The sequence below is a fragment of the Yoonia sp. genome, assembly GCF_036007805.1.
Classification (GTDB): Bacteria; Pseudomonadota; Alphaproteobacteria; order Rhodobacterales; family Rhodobacteraceae; genus Yoonia.
In genome coordinates this window covers 1-18,840 of the sequence record NZ_DASYOK010000041.1, presented here as the reverse complement: position 1 = coordinate 18,840, position 18,840 = coordinate 1, and the positions used below count along the sequence as shown (strand labels likewise).

The window sequence follows — 18,840 nt, the reverse complement described above, 5'->3', positions numbered from 1 at the left end:
ATTGGCTGTTTGCTTCCGCCTCGATGGTTCTTGACTGCAGTACTATTGTGATGCCGTCTTCACAATCTTCGCTTTTCCATCGCAGTCTGGGAAACGGACGCAACCGAGGAAGGGCCCGAACCTGCCACGGCGTTCAATGAGCCATCCGTCGTCGCAACTTGGGCAGGCTTGTTGCAGCGCGTTGCATTCCGAGCATTTCATCACGCCGTTTTTCACGTCCCGGACCGGGAGTCCCACACCGCATTCTGGACATGCTGACATACGGTTTCCGCACAGTTTCACATGCTCGCAGCGATACCAGCCCGGCCCGTCCTGTCCGGGCATGTAAAGAAGGCGGCCCCCGCACTGCAGGCATGTATGCGTGCGTTCGGTCACCTCGACCGGGCTGACCACTCCGTAATCCGGATCATTCATAAGTTCGGTAACGAAGACTGAAGGCCGCGCGTCTGACGAAAGGATTGTCACCGACCGCCGGGCGCGTGTCATGGCGACATACATGACGCGACGCTCTTCTGCGTTCTCGAACGGCTCCACTTCCGGTGAGACGAGGCTTAGCAACGGATCGTCAACGATCATTGAGGGGAAACCCATACGAGCCTTGTCGGCCCCGAGAATGATCACATGGTCCGCCTCCAGGCCTTTGGAGGCATGGATCGTCTTGAAACTCAGCGAAAGTGCCGGATGTTGCCGCCGCAGTCGCCTGAGATCAGGTTCACTGAACCGGTATCGGCCAAGCAAGAGCACGGACGGCTTTTGGTCGCCATCTGCGCAAGTCTCCGACAGAGACGCGAGGGTTTCGTCGAGCACGTTTTCGGCGTTGTCGCGCCGGGTCCATGCAACCCGGATCGCGGGCTGGTCCGTTTCGCCCGCCGCACGGACTGTCTTTGTGATTTGGGCCGGGTTGCGCAAGACGAAGCGTCGCGATGCAAGCGCAATCTTGTCCACCGATCGGAAAGTGCGGCCAAGGTCAACGGTTCGGTGGATGCCAGTTGTGCCTGCAAACTGCCCCCCAAACTCGCGCCCGAAGTTCCGCATGATATGAATATCGGACCCGGCAAAGCGGTAGATCGATTGCCAATCATCCCCAACCGCAAAGACCTTCGCATCCGCGTTCTGGGCCTTGAGTGCCTTGATAAGACGCGCCCGTCCGGTCGAGATGTCCTGAAACTCGTCAACGAGAATGTGGCGAAACGGGCTGTTGTAACGTCCGCTTTCCACATGCGCAGTCGCCCGGATCACCATGTCCTCGAAATCAATGCGGTCGCCTAGGCGGTTCTGATACTCTCGAAAGACCGCTCCGAAGATATTGAGGAAGGCCTCGGCCCTCTTTCCCATTTTCAGGGTCGATGCTTTGTTGGAGCAGTCATCGATCTGATACCCGCCGTTCTTAAAATGGCGAAGAAAGGTGCCGATCAGGGACGAGAAGCCATCCACGACACCGACCTGTATGACCTGATCATAAATCGCGATATCCGGGATCGGTTTTAAGGTGACGTGTGGCGCGAGCTTTTCGGCGAGCGCGTCGAGCAACCGACCCTCCTCGCGCTCCCAGCTATAGGTTTCGATCAGGACCGTTTCGTGTTCCGCATGGACCTTTCGTTTCCAATCCATGCCGGCCAAATATTCGTCTCGATCGACGAAAGGCGCGGTCGTCAACTGCTCGGTGCCATCCGCGGTTCGTTTCTTCCGCACCCCGAAGTGTTCGATATAGACACCGCTTTCGGTCAGGCGGAAATCCGGTGTGTAGACACGTCGTCCAGTCCCGGTCAGTTTGTGTTCGTAGGTAGGTTCGTATTCGTAGGCGATGCCGTTCCGGTACAACCAGTTCGCGATGAGAAGTTCCTCGAAACTGTTGACCGTTTCCCCTTGCAGCGTCCGCAAATTGCGGCTTTCGACCTCGGAATACCATTCATGGGCGGACTTGTAGTCCCAAGGTGATGGGAAGTCGTCGAAGAAGCCCGCAAACCAGCCGATCACGGTTTCTGCCACGTCGCCGACGCGGCTGACGATGTATCGCAAGATGTCCCGGATCAGCGAAAGAAACGCCTTGTCGTCCGTTGCCGTCGGCGCAAGCGCGGGTTTTTCCCCTTCGACTTCGCCTATGATTTCATAGGCCAGGGCATGGAATGTGCGCGCGGCGATGGGAACGCCGCAACGAGCTTCGATCCGCTCAGACATCTCGGTCGCTGCGTCTCTTGCAAAGGCCAGAAGAAGCAGCTCTTCCGGAGCCCTGATCCCGGCCTTGACGAGAAATGCGGCTTTCGCGGTGATGACGCTGGTTTTGCCCGATCCGGCCCCGGCCAGAACCAGAGTCGCATCTTCATCGACGACCACGGACAGACGTTGTTCGGGCGTCAGCGGCATGGATTCGACGGTGTCGAGAAATTCCGTCCAACGGTCGAGCTGTGCATCGACAAAGCGTTCGATTGCGGCGTTGCGGGTGCCTGACGGGTCAGCAGCGAATGAAAGGATCGGGGCGACCCGGCGCATCGTCTTGTCGCCAACAGCCTCGGCGTTGAGCTTAGACAAGACACGGTCAGTCAGGTCCAATGCCTCTCGTGCCAATGGGTCGACATGGAATGCTGACGGGTATCTCTCAGGCGATTGGAGCTGCTCTAGGGATTGAAGAAGGCGCTGGATTGTCTCGTCTTCTTTGGCAAGTTCCTCAAGGTTGAATTTCGACCATGCTTGCCCAACAGCTTTGGCGAAAGCATTCGCCGCGGCCTTGTTGACAGATGGGAGAACAACCTGTTTGTTGCCAAGCAGATCGAGGGCGAAAGACGTAGAAAACATCCCCACCTGGATCGCTGGTTTGGCGACGATTTCTTCGAGTTCGATCTTGGGTCGCATGCCCCCACGAGCTGCAATACCACTGCCTTCTAGACACAGCGCACGCGGAAGTCTGCGACGCGGGTCCCGAAGGAAAGCAAGTAATGGCTGAGACTTAAGTTCCATAGACGATGGTTTAGTGCGTTTCCTGACCGTTTGGCAGGCCGCGTTCGAAGAAAAAATTGTTTTGGTTCATCGATAAGCGCGATGCACTCGAACATGGCCCAAAGGTCTTGCAGTGAGGTAGAGGGCGGGAAGAAGACTTTGGCTGCACTTAGAGATAGGCGATTGACCACCCTAAAGCAGACATTTGAAACGCATGCAAATTGACCCCTTAGATCCTATGAACCTCGGATGCTTCTTATTCGCAAATGGCGAACTTTGTCCTATCCGCGCGATGCGACACTGAACTGGTACTTTTCCAAAGACGTGTTGAGAGCCAGCCCTGTCGGCACCTCATGGCGCGCGCAGAACTCGTCCCAGATCGCACCGAATGGCAGGTCTTTGAATTCCTCGGTCAGGGTCAGACGTGTGGTGAAGTCCAACCTGTTTTCCGCTTCACGCAGGCGGTCAAACGGTGTCAGAAGCGCACGCAGCAACGCCTTCTGCATGTTCCGCGTCCCGATGACCCAAGCGGCTGTCCGGCTGATGGTCGCATCAAAGAAGTCCAGTCCAATCGCCGTGCGGTCCAGAAGATCGGCGCTTACTAACTCGTGCGCCATGGCCAGAATGTCATCATTGAGAAGGATCACATGATCACTGTCCCACCGCATCGGGCGCGAAACATGCAAAAGCAGTCGGTCCAACGACAGTGAGACCGCACTCAGCTTGTCGGCAATGTTCTCGGTCGGGTGGAAATGGCCCATATCAAGGCAAAGCAGCGTCCCCTTGCGGATCGCATACCCCATGTAAAACTCGTGACTGCCGACGGTGCAGGCTTCGACACCGATCCCGAAGAGCTTGGATTCTACCGCGTCGCACATCTGTTCGTGATCTTTGGCCTCTGCCAACATGGCATCCAGTGAAGCCTCCAGCCGCGTCCGCGCTGCCATCCGGTCAACCGGAACGTCCTTATAGCCGTCCGGCACCCAGTTGTTATTGATACAGGCTGACCCCAGCTCGGCCCCGATCCGGGCAGCGATATCGCGGGTCCGTTTGCCGTGTTCTATCCAGAAATCACGGATGCCCTGATCAGGATGTGACAGTGTCAGATTGTCGTCGGCCTTGGCATGGCCAAAGAACGTCGGGTTGAAATCCAGCCCGAGGTTCTGTTCCTTCGCCCAATCTACCCAAGGGGCGAAGTGGCGGTATTCGATTGCGTCCCGGTCCGGTGTTTCGTCCGTATCCAGATACATCGCATGCAGGTTCAGTCGGTGCTGACCCGGAATTTGGGAATAGGCAAAATCGAGGTCGGCCCGTAATTCTGCCGGGCTTCGGGCCCTGCCGGGATGGTTACCGGTCGCCTGAATGCCGCCGCCGGACGAACCACTGCGAGTTTCAAAGCCGACGACATCATCGCCCTGCCAGCAATGCATCGAAATCGGGATCGTCTTCAGCCGGTCGAGTGCAACTTCGGTCTCAAGCCCCCAGTCGGCGAAACGGGCTTTTGCGCTTTCATAAGTCATGTCTGTTTCTCCTAGCGCGTAAAGGCTTGGACGTTACCAGAATCGACGTTCAAGATATTGCCCGTCGATTTCGAAGATGTCTCAGCCGCGAAGAAATAGCATGCTTCGGCAATATCCTCTGGTAGAACCGATCGCTTGAGCAACGAGCGCTGACGGTACATTTCCTCCAGCCCTTCCTTGTCGGTGCCATAGGTGCCCGCACGCTGTTCCAGCCACTCGCCTTCCCAGATCTTCGAGCCCCGCAGAACCGCATCGGGGTTGACCACATTCACACGGATACCCGCCTCTGCCCCTTCCAGCGCCAGACAGCGAGCCAAATGGATTTCCGCCGCCTTTGCGGTGCAATAGGCCGAAGCATTCGGCGACGCCGCAAGCCCGTTCTTGGAGGCCACAAAAACGATGGATCCACCCATATCCTGCACCCGCATAAGCTTAAACGCCTCGCGGCTGACAAGGAAATACCCGGTGCTGAGGATGTCCATGTTCTTGTTCCAAAGCGCCAGTGTGGTTTCCTCGACCGGTGCAGACGAGGCGATGCCCGCATTAGACACCAGAATATCCACACCGCCGAACTCTACACCTGTTTCGGCAAAGGCCGCTGCCACTGCCTTTTCGTCGGTCACGTTCATCTCGATCGTGCGCACCACATCCGCGCTGTAGCGTGCCGCGAGGTTGTCGAGGGTCGAGGCCAGCGCCTCGGCGTTGATATCAGCCAACATCACACAGGCCCCCTCGCGCAGGTAGCGCTCGGCGGTCGCCGCGCCGATACCTCCGGCCCCGCCGGTGACCAGTGCCACCCGTCCGGCCAGCGACTTGGGCTTTGGCATACGCTGCAGTTTGGCCTCTTCCAGCAGCCAGTATTCGATGTCGAAGGCCTCTTGCTCGGGCAGGCCGCAGTATTCACTAACGGCATTTGCACCGCGCATCACATTGATAGCGTTGACATAGAACTCGCCGCTGATGCGCGCCGTCGCCTTATCCTTGGCAAAGGTAATCATCCCGACACCAGGTACCAGATAGACCACGGCATTGGGATCACGGATATCCGGACTGTTATCATGCTTGCAGCGCGCGTAGTAGGCCGCATAGTCGTCGCGGTAAGCGGCGATCTGGTCAGGCAGGCCCTTCAGAACCTCATCGATATTGTTTTTTGCCGGATCGAAATTCACGACCAAAGGTCGGATCTTCGTTCGCAGGAAATGGTCCGGGCAGGATGTGCCCAAGGCCGCCAGCGGCTCCATTTCCTTGGCATTGACGAACTCCAGCACCGCGTCGCTGTCGTTGAAATTCCCGACCATATGTTGGTTGCCACTGACGAACCCACGAATGGCTGGCATCAGACGGGCCGCAACGGCGCGGCGGTCCTCGGCTGACAGGCTGTTATACTTAGCTCCGCCAAAGGCAGGCACGTCCTTTGTGCGCTCGTCCAGCCACTTGGTCGCGATATTGATCACGTCGATTGTGGTGTCATAGCAGTCCTTTGCCGTATCTGCCCAAGTGAACAGCCCGTGGCTTTCCAGCACGACGCCATCGGCATCAGGGTTCTCGAGACAGAACTTCTCGAGCCACAGACCCAATTCATAACCGGGCCGCTTCCAAGAGAGCCACCCAATCCGGTCGCCGAAAATCTCTTGTGTCAGCTCTCTGGAATTCCTCGAGGCCGCAATCGCGATGATCGCATCCGCATGGACATGGTCCACATGTTTGCGCGGCACATAAGCATGAAGGGGTGTGTCGATTGAGGCGGCACGCGGGTTCAGCTTGAAGGTGCAATGCGGCAGGTAATCCACCATTTCGTCTTCGTGATCAACACCACGGTAGAGCCCCTTCAGTGCACGGAGTTTGTCCATGTAGAGGGTCGAAAACCCGTCAAGCTTCATCGACCCGATATCACCGCCCGATCCCTTGACCCAAAGCACCTCGATCGCCTCACCTGTCAGCGGATCTGTCTCCATGACCTTGGCTGAGGTATTGCCGCCACCATAGTTGGTGACGCGTTTGTCTGATCCGAGCGTGTTCGAGCGGTAGAGAAGCAAATCTGATTCGCCCATTCCGGCGGCTTCGCCATCCGACCAACGGTTCTCAAGCAGCTGATTTGCAGCAGTTTTCGACATCGAAGCCTCCCATTTGCCGTCTGTCACGGCATCAATTCCTTCACCTCGAAGCTGATAAAACTGCGTCAGAAAGTCAATCATGAACAATCAAAAATGATCATTCTGCGTCGCAGCATGATTGAACTTGATCGAAAATGATTGACAGGTGCGTCGAATCTGCACAGGCTTGCGGGGAACAGGGAGGAAAAACATGCATGAGACCGAACGCCACCGGATCATTCTATCCGCTGTTCAGGACCGACCTGTCGTCACTGTGCTTGATCTGTGCAACCTCACCGGTGTGTCCGAGGCAACCATCCGCCGCGACATCGCCACCCTGCACATGCAAAAGAAGCTGCGCCGCGTCCGTGGCGGGGCAGAAGCGATCTCGCCGCCGCAGTTTGTCGGGCTTGCCGGGCGCCCCTATGCCGTCAACGAAACGATGCGCAGCCGCGAGAAGCAGGCCATTGCCCGCGCGGCCGCCGAGCTTTGCGAAGATGGTGATCCGATCATTATTAACGGCGGCACAACGACCTTCCAGATGGTTCACCCGCTGGCATCCCGCCGCTGTCAGATCTTTACCAACAGCTTTCCGATTGCCGAGCACCTGCTGAAGCATTCGAAGAATACGATCATGCTGTCGGGCGGCGTAATCTACCGCGAACAGAACATCATCCTGTCTCCTTTCGACAATGACGTGACGCGCAATTTCTATGCACGCCGCATGTTCATGGGGGCGCAGGGGATAGGCCCGCTCGGTCTGATGGAGGCCGACCCGCTGCTGATCCAGGCCGAAGAAAAGCTGATCGGGCAGGCCGATGAACTGGTCGTTCTGGCCGACAGCAGCAAGTTCTCGCGGCGCTCCAGCCTTGTGCTCTGCCCTTTGTCGCGGATCGACACAGTGATCACCGACGAGGGCATTTCGGACAAGGCGGCGGCAATGATTGAAGCCGCTGATATTACCCTGATCGTCGCCTCGACGGGCGCCGCGCAGGCCAAGGTGGGGACGGCCTCATAATCGTTCCGCAGAATTTCATTTGTGACACCAAGGGAGGAATTCACATGAAACGTCGTACATTTACATCAGTGGTCGCGGGCCTCAGCCTCGCCGCCAGTATGATGGGCAGCACAGCAATCGCGCAGGACAACATGCGGATTGCGCTGGTCGTCAAGGCACTAGGCATCGGGTTCTTCGAAGCCGCTGCCGAAGGCGCCGAGGAAGCCGCAGCAGAGCTTGGCAACGTCGAGATCATCTATACAGGTCCGACCGATACGACTGCTGAAGGTCAGATCGAGGTGATCAACAGCCTGATCGCGCAGGGCGTAGATGCCATTGCGATTTCTGCCAACGACCCGGACGCGGTCGCTCCTGCCCTGCAGCGTGCGATGCAGCGCGGTATCACCGTGATCAGCTGGGACTCTGGCGTCAACGAAGATGGCCGGATGATGCACCTCAACCCGTCCTCGACACCGTTGATCGGCAACACCATCATCAAACTGGCCGCCGACCATCTGCCTGATGGTGGTCAGGTCGCCATCCTGTCCGCTTCGGCCACCGCGACCAACCAGAACGCCTGGATTGCAGCAGCTGAAGAAGTGCTCCCCAACTACCCCGGGATCGAGCTTGTCGCCACCGTCTACGGTGACGACCTGTCAGATAAGTCCTACCGCGAGGCACAGGGCCTGATGGCGTCCTACCCTGATCTCAAGGCGATCATTGCACCAACCACCGTTGGTATTCTGGCCTCCTGCCAAGCGGTTTCCGACGCAGGCAAGATTGGCGAGATCAACGTCACTGGTCTGGGTCTGCCATCAGAGATGGCAGGTTGCATTGAATCTGGTGCGACCGAGAGCTTTGCAATCTGGAACCCGATCGACCTTGGTTATTCGGCAACCATGATCGCACACGCCCTTGCGACCGGCGCTGTGACGGCGGAGCCCGACGCGGAAATCCCGACCGGTCGCATGGGGTCAGTCACACTGGACGACACCAACACGGCCGCGATGTCCGATCCGTTCACCTATGACGCGTCAAACATCGACGCTTTCAAGGACATCTTTTAATAGCGAAACCTCTTCGGCGCAGCCCACCAGCTGCGCCGATCATTCCATTGATTGGCCCGCAATCCCGATGCTGATGCACCCCGACAAATCATCCAACCTCGCCGCGCAGACGGATGATCACCCGATCTTGTCGCTCAATCGGGTGACAAAGACATTTCCGGGTGTGACGGCGCTTTCGGAAGTTTCCCTCGATCTCTACCCAGGAAAAGTGACCGCACTGGTCGGTGAGAACGGCGCGGGCAAGTCCACTGTCGTGAAAGTCCTGACGGGTATTTATCAGCCTGACAGCGGGCAGATCGAAATTGACGGCAGCGCGGTTCGCTTTCCGACAGCCCAGGATGCTGGCGCTGCCGGTGTCACAGCCATTCATCAGGAAACAGTCCTTTTTGACGAATTGTCGGTGGCTGAGAACGTATTTCTTGGCCATGCACCACGCGGGCGTTGGGGGCTGATCGACACCGGTGAAATGGTGCGCAAAGCCCGCGACATCCTGACGAGCATTGGCGCAGAGATCGACCCGCACACCAAGCTGAAAGAACTGGGCATCGCCAACAAGCACCTTGTTGCCATCGCGCGCGCATTGTCGATCGATGCCCGCGTCGTCATCATGGACGAACCGACCGCCGCGCTGAGCCAGAAAGAAATCGAGGAACTCTATGACCTCGTCGCAGATCTCAAGGCGCAGGGCAAAGCGATCCTGTTCATCAGCCACAAGTTTGACGAGATTTTCCGCATCGCCGATCACTATGCGGTTTTCCGTGACGGCGCACTGATCGGCAATGGTGCCATTGCTGATGTGACCGAAGCGGCGTTGGTGAAAATGATGGTCGGGCGCGATGTCAGCCAGATTTTTCCGGAACGCGAACATAACATCGGGGACGAGGTCCTTCACGTAAAGAACTATCAGCACCCGACAGAATTCGCAGATATCAGTTTTGCCCTGCGGCGCGGAGAAATCCTCGGCTTCTATGGCCTTGTCGGGGCGGGGCGTTCGGAATTGATGCAATCGCTCTTTGGCATAACCCGTCCCTCGGACGGAGAGGTGCGTATTGAAAGGGCAGCGGCTGTCATCCGATCCCCAGCGGACGCTGTGGGACAAGGCATCGTCTATGTGCCCGAAGATCGTGGCAAGCAGGGGGCGATTACAGCCCTACCCATCTTCCAGAACGTCACGCTGCCTTCGCTGGGGCGCACATCGAAGAACGGATTCCTAAGGCTAGCCGAAGAATTCAAGCTGGCACGCGAATATACACAGCGGCTCGACCTGCGCGCCGCGTCGCTGGACACGGATGTCGGGAATCTTTCGGGCGGCAACCAGCAAAAGGTTGTTATCGCCAAATGGCTGGCCACCCAGCCCAAGGTTATCATCCTCGATGAGCCGACCAAAGGGATCGACATCGGCTCAAAGGCTGCCGTGCACGAGTTCATGGCCGAACTGGCGGCTCAGGGCTTGGCAGTCATCATGGTCAGTTCCGAGATTCCCGAGGTTCTGGGAATGTCGGACCGCGTGATTGTGATGCGGGAAGGGCGGATTGCCGCCGAGCTATCAGGCAACGACCTGACACCAGAAACACTTGTCCGCCACGCTGCGGGTATCTGAGGGCAACGCCATGTCAAAACAGTTATTGATGTCCCGCGAAGTCCTGCTGACAAGCGCGACCGTGCTGCTGCTAGGCATAATCGCATCGCGCTTTCCGGCATTCATCGCGCCCGCGAACCTTGCAAATGTCTTCAATGACACTGCCCCTCTGATCCTTCTGGCGATCGGGCAGATGATTGTTATCCTGACACGTTGTATCGACCTAAGCGTCGCGGCCAACCTCGCCCTGACAGGCATGGTGGTTGCCATGATCAACGTTGCTATGCCGGGACTTCCCGTGCCGGTGATCATTGCGCTCTCGGTCGGTTTCGGGGCACTGCTTGGCATGTTCAACGGTCTCCTCGTCTGGAAACTCGCCATTCCGCCCATCGTGGTCACACTCGGCACAATGACGATCTTCAGGGGGACCATCTTTTTGATGTCGGACGGCAAATGGGTGAACGCACACGAATTCAGCGATGCCTTCAAAGCATTTCCGAGGACGGGGATCCTAGGTCTACCTGTGATGGGCTGGATAGCGATTGCCGCCGTTGTCTTCTTTTCGCTTATAATGACACGCACGACACTGGGACGCGCATTCTATGCAGTCGGCGGCAACCCGCATGCCGCGACATATGCCGGGATCGACGTCGGCAAGACGCAATTCTGGGCTTTCACAATCTCGGGCGCGCTGGCTGGTCTGACCGGCTATCTCTGGGTGTCACGTTTTGCTGTGGCTTTCGTAGATCTGGCCGGAGGCTTTGAGCTCAGCGTCGTTGCGGCTTGCGTTATCGGCGGCGTCGCGATCATGGGGGGGATCGGAACAGTGGTTGGTGCCATGCTCGGTGCGCTGTTCCTCGGCATCATCAGCAACGCACTTCCGGTGGTGAACATTTCGCCCTTTTGGCAACTCGCGATTTCGGGCGGGGCAATCATCATCGCTGTCGCTCTGAATTCGCAAGCAAACCGGCAAAAAGGTCGGATCATCCTCAAACGCGCGGAGACTGCCACATGACCGATACAACGCGCTTCATCCCCGACCGGCTCCAATCACCGCTGCAACGGCGTCTGAAGAGTTGGGAAACACTGTTGCTCGCTGTGGCTGTTGCGATCTTCATCGTTAACAGTTTCACCTCGCCATACTTCCTGAACGCGTGGAACCTCAGCGACATGACGTTCAATTTCACCGAAAAGGCCATGATCGCCTTTGCGATGGCACTGCTGATTATCGCAGGCGAAATCGATCTGTCGGTGGCATCCATCATCGCGCTTGCATCGACTGCGATGGGTGCCGCAGTGCAAATAGGTGTCGGCACACCCGGTCTTGTGCTGATCGGGCTCGGGGTCGGCGTTCTTTGCGGAGCTTTCAACGGTTTCCTCGTCACGAAGATGGGCTTGCCCTCCATCGTCGTCACAATCGGCACCATGAGCCTGTTTCGCGGGATCAGCTATATTGCGCTCGGAGATCAGGCCTACCGTGGCTATCCGTCTGACTTTGCTTTCTTTGGGCAAGGTTATGTCTTCTGGGTGATCTCTTTCGAACTGGTGCTCTTCGCGATCATCGCGCTGATTTATTTTGTCATCCTGCACAAAACCAACTTTGGCCGTGCAGTCTATGCTATCGGAAACAACCCTGTTGGTGCCGAGTTTTCCGGTATCCGTGTCGCACGCGTCAAATTCATTCTCTTCCTGCTGACCGGCCTCATGTCCGGCGTAGCAGCGATCTGCCTGACGTCACGCCTTGCCTCGACACGGCCCTCCATTGCCTTTGGCTGGGAACTTGAAATCGTGACCATGGTTGTTCTTGGCGGCGTCAGCATTCTTGGTGGGTCCGGCTCAATCCCCGGTGTCGTTATCGCGGCATTTGTCATGGGTCTGGTCACCTTCGGTCTTGGCCTTCTCAACGTGCCAGGGATTGTCATGTCGATTGTCATCGGCGCACTTCTGATCGGTGTGATCGCCCTGCCGCGGCTCTGGGAAAAGTGGAGAGCGTGATGGAGAAATATGCCTTCAAGATGCGCCTAAATCCCGGGATGCGGGACGAATACAAGAAGCGCCACGACGACATCTGGCCGGAGCTTGTGACACTGCTGAAAGAGGCAGGCGTTTCCGACTATTCGATCCATCTCGACGAAGAGACCAACACCCTCTTTGGCGTGCTTTGGCGGACGGATGAGCACGGGATGGACGCCCTGCCTTCGCAGGCAATAATGCAAAAGTGGTGGGCCCACATGGCCGACATCATGGAAACCCGCGACGACAATGAACCTATAGCGATCCAACTGACCACTGTCTTTCATATGCCATGAGCCATATTGCCGTCATTGATATCGGCAAGACCAACGCCAAACTCGCACTGGTTAACGCCGCAACGCTGGCTGAAATCGCTGTGGTGACCCGACCGAACACGGTCCTGCCGGGCCCGCCCTGGCCGCACTTCGATGTCGAGGGGCATTGGGAGTTTCTGCTGGAAGGGCTAGCCCGCTTTCACGCCGATCACGGCATCGCAGAGATCACAGTCACCACACATGGGGCTTGCGCGGCCCTGATCGAGCATGACGGCAAGCTAGCAGCACCGATCCTCGACTATGAACACAAAGGTCCAGATACGCTGGCTGACGACTACGACGCAATCCGTCCCGCATTCACCGAAACAGGATCACCGCGCCTTGGGTTGGGCCTCAACATCGGAGCGCAGCTTTTTTGGCAGTTCCGGACCGACCCGACACTGAAAGACCGCACGCGCCACATCGTGACATATCCGCAGTACTGGGGCTTCAGGCTCACTGGCGTAGCCGCGACGGATGTAACTTCGCTGGGCTGTCATACGGATCTGTGGAACCCGCATAAGGGCACACCATCGTCGCTTGTGGAGCAGTTGAGGATCGAGGATCTGCTAGCACCGGTGCACCGGCCCGCCGATGTGCTTGGCCCGATCCTGCCCGAGATCGCAGCACGGACGGGCCTTGCACGGGATACGCCGGTGCGCACCGGCATCCACGACAGCAACGCCTCGCTCCTGCCGCATCTGCAATATCGGGAAGCCCCGTTTAATGTTGTCTCGACCGGCACATGGGTCATCGTCATGGCCATTGGCGGCAAGCCGGTCACGCTAGATCCGACGCTAGATACGCTGGTCAACGTCAATGCCTTCGGCGACCCCGTGCCCTCAGCAAGGTTTATGGGTGGGCGGGAACATGATCTGGCGCTGGAAAGACGTGCCGCAGCAGTCAACGACTCGGACCTAGAAGAGGTTTTGGACAACCAAATCATGCTGATGCCCGCGCTCGTGCCAGAGACCGGTCCTTTTGCAGGGTCACAGGCTCACTGGATAGGCGTGGAGCCCGCCATTGGGAGCGGCAAGCGGACAGCAGCGGTCGGCTTCTACCTTGCACTCGTCACTGCCCGTTGCCTTGAGCTGGTGGGGCATGAGGGACCTGTGATTGTCGAGGGGCCGTTCGCCCAGAACGGGCCGTTCCTATGGATGCTTGCTACCGCATCAGCTTCGCCGGTCATACCGATGGGGAGCGCTACTGGAACAAGCCCAGGTGCGGCACTCCTGGTGGTGAAAAGTGGGCAGCAGCCATTGCTTCGGCCCTCGCCGCTAGTTCCTGATGACCGGTTCAGTGCAGCACTTGAACATTACGCGAAGATTTGGCGTTCAGCTGCCGCACAGATCAGCAATCAATAATGCCTCGCTTCCGGTTCCAAAAGTAATAAGATCCGCACCCCTTCAAGAGCAACTGTGTGTAATGGAGCCGGGCAGTCATGAGGTCTGCTTTTGTCAACCGAAGCACTGAAGCCCTGCAAAAAGCCAACGGCGACTCTGGGCCGTCCTTGTCTTGCCTCGCGCCCCAGATCGTGCCGATGCTGCGCCGCGTCCGAGGTCCGCAGAGAGCCCTCTTTACCGATTTTCTGCCTCGCAGCGAATGTTCGGTTGCGAGCAACTGACCACATAGCGGCCGAATTTGCTGCCTTGCTACGCTTTCGAAGCAGGAGGGCTATTGTCAGCGCCTCGCTGCTTCGATTGCAAAAACCTTCCGATCGCAGCAATTGGCGCGGCATCAATTCAGCGGCGCAGACCGATGTCTCTGAGGAAACGCTCATTAGCGTGGCGAAGGTCGACATCGGAGTAGGGGCGCGGTCCGAAGAGAGCCTTCACGAGCGTTAATGGTAGGCGCAGGGCGCGTGCGAGGGGCGACGTCGGTGCGCGGGTCTGCCGCGGTGCCGAAAGATCGGTCATGTCTGGTTTCCTTCTAAAGAACCTGTCGGAATAGCCGGTTTGTGAAGCCAGGCTGACAGCCAGAAGGGTGAATGTCCTGAAGCGGCCCTAAACGTTCCGAAAACTTCGGAACGGTTCGAAACGGTCGGCAGATTTTCTTTTGACGCCTACGGGTTGAAGGCAGCCACAGGCGGCGATGGCCCGAGGCTAAAGGGCTAGCTCGCGCGGTTACGTCTTTGCGGCGGCCGTACTCGCATCAAGGTCACGAACCAGGCGCTGAAAGCGAGGAAGATCGCGCAGGGCGTCGAGGTCGGTATCCTGTTCAACCCAGACAGAGAAGGTGACAGGGTCGACACGCGGCAGGCAGGCTTCGAGCGTACGGAGTGCGGCATCCGTTTCACCGAGCAGCGCCATGGCGCAAGCTATGTTGTAGTCGATGCTTGGATCATCGGGATCAACAGCCTTGACCCGCAGAGCCCATTGCTTGGCGCGTTCGGCTTCGCCCAATTTCGCAAAGGCACCTACCCCGCTGATCAATGCGTAGGAATCTGACGAGTTCTCTGAAAGCACGCGTTCCGCCCGCACGAGCGTGCGGCGGGCTGAGTCCAGCACCTTCTCATGCTGTCCTGTTGCTTTGTAGCACATGGCGACATGGGAGGTGGCCGCCAAATCTGCTTCAGAAAGCTCGGATGCGCGTTCCCAATGCAAAATGGCTTCGTCGTGCCGCCCGGTCTGAAAACACGTTCGCCCATAAAGAAAGCGCACATCGTAGGACTCCGGGTCCAGTTCAAGCGAGCGTTCGTGAAGCTCGAAAGCCTCGTCGAAGCGTCCAAGGCCAGCCAGGACGAAGGCCTTTGCCGCAAGCGCTTCTGACAGGTCGGGATTCAGAGCGAGGGCGCGTTCAGCCGCGTGCAAGCCATGGTCAGCCGAGGCCGAAAGGGCGTGAAGCCCCGTCTGACTGATCGCAAGTAGCGCCCATGCCAAATCATAATTGGGGTCGATATCAAGCGCCTTTTGAGCGAGGCGGCTGGCAATCTCGAAGTTGCGCCTGTCCAGACGTGTGTGGTGGTAGCGCGCCTGAAGATAGAGTTCATAAGCTTCGGGGTTGTCGGTTGGGCGCGACTGGATTGCCGCACGCTCGGCCGGGACAAGCCTGACCTTGAGCGCGGCAACGATGGCCTCGGTAATCTGATCCTGAAGGTCGAAGATGTCGGTCAGGTCGCGGTCGAAGCGCTCCGCCCAGATCGGATGCCCCGTTGTGCCATCGACAAGCTGGGCATTAATACGAATCCTGTTGCCGGATTTGCGTACGCTGCCCTCGACAACATGGGTCAGGTTCATGTCGTGGGCTGTTTGCGCGACATCGACGGAGCGACCCTTGAAGGTGAAGGCCGTGTTGCGGGCGACAACACTCAGCGCCGCGACCTTGGAGAGATCGGTGATGACATCCTCAGTGATACCGTCAGCGAAATACTCCTGATCGCGATCGTTCGAGGTATTGGTAAAGGGGATTACAAGGACTTCGGGGAAAGCGGTTTCGCGCTTGTCGGCGTCAGGGGCAGGGACACGCGTGTTTTCCCCTACAGGGAGGACGAACTGGTAGCCCCTGCCAGGTATCGTCGCCAGCGCCTTGGGTCCGAGCACCTTTCGCAGGGCCGAGACATGAACGGTCAGGTTGCTTTCCTCAACCGCGATGTCCGGCCAGACGGCGTCGAGTATCTCTGCCTTGGTCAGGACGCGATGTCGGTTCGCCACCATGAAGCTCAGCATGTCGAAAGCCCTGGCGCCCAGGGACAATTCGATACCGTCGCGCGATAGCTTGCGCTCTTCCGTTGCTAGGAGAAAATCGCCGAAGCGGAAGGAGGACAATGATTTTATTCCCGGATCTGCCTTCGATTTTTCGTAACATCAGTCTGGCATTATAGATACGAAGGTGTCTATGCTTCCTAGCAAATATCGGTTCTTGATGCTCTTTCGATCTAGCGTTCATCTTTGCAAACCGCAATATCCGTCCGCAAGAACGGGCATTGGAGCGCAGCGCACCTCAGTTATCCGAACCCCGCAGGGCTTTCGGTGTTTTCCTTGTGCGAATATATCCAGTAATCCTTGAGGTTTCCAACGAGTGCTTTGTCCCGCGAATTTCCCATTCGTGGACCTCGAGATTTCGCGACTGCAGCGAACGGCGGCTATGTGGGCTGCGACCGCAGCATCGGCCCCCCCGGTTGGAGGTCGGCTCTGGGCCGAGACCGGCGGCCAGAGGGGCATCGTCTCGAGGGGCGGAAAGTGTGAATTTGCTGCAGGTGCAAGGGGATCCTGTCAGACACATCAAAGCGGCCATTCAGGCCTCAGGTACAACGCCTCCCATGCCGGAGCAGGCAGCAAGGTCAGCAATGCGCAGGAAGCGGGGTTTGCAAAGTTACGAACCCCGGTCGCCCATCGAGACGTCACCGGCCCATTTCTCCCGGACGGCTTATTGCGCAGCGTGGGCCAGCGAGCACCCCTTAGCGGGCGGTCGTCAACCGTTAACTCTTGTCCGCAAGCGTCACACAGGCGGGTGAACCGCTGTGCACTTTATGATGATCAATTAGAAATCCGCCTACAATGCGATCATTCAAGCTGAATTTGGTTGTAGTCGATGCCACCCCATTTTTAAGCTCGAGGAGCTCTCTATCGCCCGCGTCGTCCAAGGGTCAATCCAGCGGAAAGATAGGCCGCGGCACCCGATAAAACGGCAAGCTTCGCAAATCAGGAGAACAGAGCGCGCCGCTGTCACATACGATCACGCGGTCTGCAATCGGCTCGAATGCAGCCCGGAAGTGTTGTTGCGATTTGAGAGCCACAACGCGGTATGCCACCGGATCGATGCCGAAGGCGCGGAACTGTTGCAGGTCCAGCATCTGACCAGAGTTGGTCACGACCAGAACATCCACGCCCCCGATCCGCAATACCGCCGTAGGCCCCCACGTGCCCGGCAGACCACCGATCATCGGGCCGTCGCCGGTATAGTGACCATCTGACAGCAGGATCAGCGTCCCCGTCACGCGAATGGGCCCGCCGCCGAACCGTGGGTCGGTCTTGCCGCCCAAGGAAAGCGTGACCTTGGCACCGACGGCGTGCGTGTGAAGCATGGCCGCCGCTTCCGGGTCGATCATCGGGCCGAAACAGGTGTCGGCCACGCCCGCATTCAGCAGCGCGGACAACAGGCCCGGTGCGTCGCCGTAGCCGCCGGCCCCCGGATTGTCGGCATAGTCGGCGATGACCAGTGGACCCGCGCCTGCATGATCCAGCGCTGCCGCTGCCGCCTCTTCTGGGGTAAGGTAGCGGTTGAGCACCTCTTGCCGTCGGTCCCAGATGTCATCGGCTAACGTCTCGGCAAAGCTCCGGTGCGGACGTTCGTCGCCAGTGTAAGTGACGAGCACGGTGGGGCCGATTTCCGGTATGTCGGCATTTCCGAAGCCCGCGTTGATGCTGACCGCCAGCGACCCATGGGTCGCTTCATGCGCCCGTGCCAGCGCATGACGCGCGATCATCGGGCCTTCGTCGGTGCGTCCGCTGTTGGCCTCTTCCAGCATCGGACGGGTCACGCGCAAGGTGCGTGGTGTAATCTCGCGTGTCATGGTGCGGTGCAGGATTGCAGCGGCGCGGCGGCCGGTGTCGCGCATGTCCACGTGCGGATAGGTCGAATACGAAATCACGATCTGTGCCAGATCGCACATCTGCGCCGTTACATTCGCATGCGGGTCAAGCGTGATGGCAATCGGCAAATTGGGTCCCACTACAGCGCGCAGGCGCTCCAACAGCAGGCCCTCGCCATCTGGATGATCTTCGACGACCATAGCGCCATGCAGGCCGAGGATGATGCCATCCAGCGGGCCGGACTTGGCCGCATCAATGATGCAACCTGCAATCTCGTCAAACGCAGCACGGGTCACCGGCCCCGCAGGCGAGGCTGCAGCGCTGATCGTATAGCGGGTTTCCCAGCCGTGCAAACGTGCCCCATCCATAAAGCCTGCGATGTCTGTGTTCGCGTCCGCACGCTGCGCAACGGCAGTATCGCCTTGCAGAAACAACCGCGCGCGGAAGGCGGCCAAGTCTGTGGGGCGAATGCTGAACGTATTCGATTCGTGTGCGAATTCAGCAGTCAGAACAGTAAAGGTCATCAGGTTTCTTTCTTGGGGTTCACCCCTGTGGGTGGTGGCAGGCGATTTGATGGCCACCTGCACCCGTCACCAGTGCGGGCCGGTCCAAATGGCACAGCGATGTTGCGGCCGGGCAGCGGGCGGCAAAGGCGCAACCGGGTGGCAGGTTGAACGGGCTTGGAATTTCACCCTTCATCATCTGCACGGTTTTGCGACGCGTCGGGTCAGGCTCGAAATGGCTGTCCATCAGCGCGCGTGCATAGGGGTGATGGGGGGTATCGCGGGCGTT

The 18,840-nt window shown here is 58.3% G+C and carries 14 protein-coding genes; 8 read left to right on the top strand and 6 right to left on the bottom strand.

Going from position 1 to position 18,840, the window contains the following annotated elements; all coding sequences use genetic code 11:
• Positions 1 to 42: 42 nt before the first annotated feature.
• Entirely contained in the window at positions 43 to 2,529 is a 2,487-nt protein-coding gene (locus VGP75_RS02065) for a UvrD-helicase domain-containing protein (protein ID WP_327542067.1), read from the bottom strand.
• Between the two features lie 93 nt (positions 2,530 to 2,622).
• On the opposite strand from VGP75_RS02065, the gene VGP75_RS02060 reads away from it, so the two are divergent.
• Positions 2,623 to 2,883, top strand: coding sequence for a hypothetical protein (locus VGP75_RS02060; RefSeq protein ID WP_327542066.1), 261 nt, complete (start codon positions 2,623 to 2,625; stop codon positions 2,881 to 2,883).
• A 332-nt stretch (positions 2,884 to 3,215) separates the two neighbouring features.
• Here VGP75_RS02060 and VGP75_RS02055 read toward each other — a convergent pair whose 3' ends face one another.
• Both VGP75_RS02055 and VGP75_RS02050 read right to left on the bottom strand, forming a co-directional pair.
• Positions 3,216 to 4,454 (bottom strand): L-rhamnose isomerase, encoded by a 1,239-nt coding sequence (locus tag VGP75_RS02055; protein WP_327542065.1) that lies wholly within the window; start codon positions 4,452 to 4,454, stop codon positions 3,216 to 3,218.
• Between the two features lie 11 nt (positions 4,455 to 4,465).
• Positions 4,466 to 6,568: a bifunctional rhamnulose-1-phosphate aldolase/short-chain dehydrogenase gene (locus tag VGP75_RS02050; RefSeq protein WP_327542097.1), complete on the bottom strand. Its 2,103-nt coding sequence runs from the start codon at positions 6,566 to 6,568 to the stop codon at positions 4,466 to 4,468.
• 190 nt (positions 6,569 to 6,758) lie between these two features.
• On the opposite strand from VGP75_RS02050, the gene VGP75_RS02045 reads away from it, so the two are divergent.
• From VGP75_RS02045 to VGP75_RS02015, 7 genes are all read left to right on the top strand, one after another.
• A complete protein-coding gene (locus VGP75_RS02045; RefSeq protein WP_327542064.1) occupies positions 6,759 to 7,565 on the top strand; it encodes a DeoR/GlpR family DNA-binding transcription regulator in 807 nt (268 codons plus the stop codon).
• 44 nt (positions 7,566 to 7,609) lie between these two features.
• Positions 7,610 to 8,611, top strand: coding sequence for a rhamnose ABC transporter substrate-binding protein (gene rhaS, locus VGP75_RS02040; RefSeq protein ID WP_327542063.1), 1,002 nt, complete (start codon positions 7,610 to 7,612; stop codon positions 8,609 to 8,611).
• A 73-nt stretch (positions 8,612 to 8,684) separates the two neighbouring features.
• Positions 8,685 to 10,211, top strand: a complete 1,527-nt coding sequence (locus VGP75_RS02035; protein ID WP_414727757.1) for a sugar ABC transporter ATP-binding protein — start codon at positions 8,685 to 8,687, stop codon at positions 10,209 to 10,211.
• 10 nt (positions 10,212 to 10,221) lie between these two features.
• Positions 10,222 to 11,205 carry an ABC transporter permease gene (locus tag VGP75_RS02030; RefSeq protein ID WP_327542061.1) on the top strand — a complete coding sequence of 328 codons (984 nt, stop codon included), beginning with the start codon at positions 10,222 to 10,224 and terminating at the stop codon, positions 11,203 to 11,205.
• A complete protein-coding gene (locus tag VGP75_RS02025) occupies positions 11,202 to 12,185 on the top strand; it encodes an ABC transporter permease (protein WP_327542060.1) in 984 nt (327 codons plus the stop codon). The genes VGP75_RS02030 and VGP75_RS02025 overlap by 4 nt, the downstream gene beginning before the upstream one ends.
• A complete protein-coding gene (rhaM, locus tag VGP75_RS02020) occupies positions 12,185 to 12,499 on the top strand; it encodes an L-rhamnose mutarotase (RefSeq protein ID WP_327542059.1) in 315 nt (104 codons plus the stop codon). The genes VGP75_RS02025 and rhaM overlap by 1 nt, the downstream gene beginning before the upstream one ends.
• Positions 12,496 to 13,881, top strand: a complete 1,386-nt coding sequence (locus VGP75_RS02015; protein WP_327542058.1) for an FGGY-family carbohydrate kinase — start codon at positions 12,496 to 12,498, stop codon at positions 13,879 to 13,881. The genes rhaM and VGP75_RS02015 overlap by 4 nt, the downstream gene beginning before the upstream one ends.
• A 759-nt stretch (positions 13,882 to 14,640) precedes the next feature.
• Here VGP75_RS02015 and VGP75_RS02010 read toward each other — a convergent pair.
• The 3 genes from VGP75_RS02010 to VGP75_RS02000 form a co-directional block, all read right to left on the bottom strand.
• Positions 14,641 to 16,281, bottom strand: a complete 1,641-nt coding sequence (locus VGP75_RS02010; RefSeq protein ID WP_327542057.1) for a winged helix-turn-helix domain-containing tetratricopeptide repeat protein — start codon at positions 16,279 to 16,281, stop codon at positions 14,641 to 14,643.
• 821 nt (positions 16,282 to 17,102) lie between these two features.
• Positions 17,103 to 18,572, bottom strand: coding sequence for a M81 family metallopeptidase (locus tag VGP75_RS02005; RefSeq protein WP_327542056.1), 1,470 nt, complete (start codon positions 18,570 to 18,572; stop codon positions 17,103 to 17,105).
• Between the two features lie 19 nt (positions 18,573 to 18,591).
• Positions 18,592 to 18,840, bottom strand: a 249-nt coding sequence (locus VGP75_RS02000; RefSeq protein WP_327542055.1) for an oligopeptide/dipeptide ABC transporter ATP-binding protein, incomplete at its 5' end; no start/stop codon positions are given.